The organism is Variovorax sp. 22077 (genome assembly GCF_052044195.1).
In the GTDB taxonomy this organism is placed as follows: Bacteria; Pseudomonadota; Gammaproteobacteria; order Burkholderiales; family Burkholderiaceae_C; genus Variovorax; species Variovorax atrisoli.
The window spans coordinates 1-353 of sequence record NZ_JBQEQC010000126.1 but is presented as its reverse complement, the minus strand read 5'-3'; the positions used below and the strand labels follow the sequence as shown (position 1 = coordinate 353).

General features: G+C 42.5%; 1 protein-coding gene. It reads right to left on the bottom strand.

The window, feature by feature from the left end:
- On the bottom strand, positions 1-295 hold a 295-nt coding region (locus ACTJLF_RS34800), incomplete at its 3' end, for a hypothetical protein (protein ID WP_440884930.1).
- Between the last annotated feature and the right edge of the window lie 58 nt (positions 296-353).

The following is a 353-nucleotide window of genomic DNA, read 5'->3' as shown; positions in this document are numbered from 1 at the left end:
ACTCTGGCAATTCAAGCCAGCGAAACAGCATCAACCAGAGGGAAACCTGCAGCATGGCGTAGCAAAAAATAGCAAGTAAGGTACTCAATGCCAAAGGAATTCCTGTCATATGTACACCCACAGGAACGCCAAACTGCGCTTTTAACTCTTCTTTTAATGACTCAAGCTGATGGAGATCATCGGTCGCCATTTTACTTTTAACCACAGCACTTAATGCAAGGCTCTTTTTGATGTAATTTTGAATCGCCACGGATAATCTAGACACTTCCGAGCCGTTGATAATACTGGTTTTCATATTCTGTCGGTGACATCTGATTGCTCGAACCATGCCGATGCTTACTGTTATAAAACAT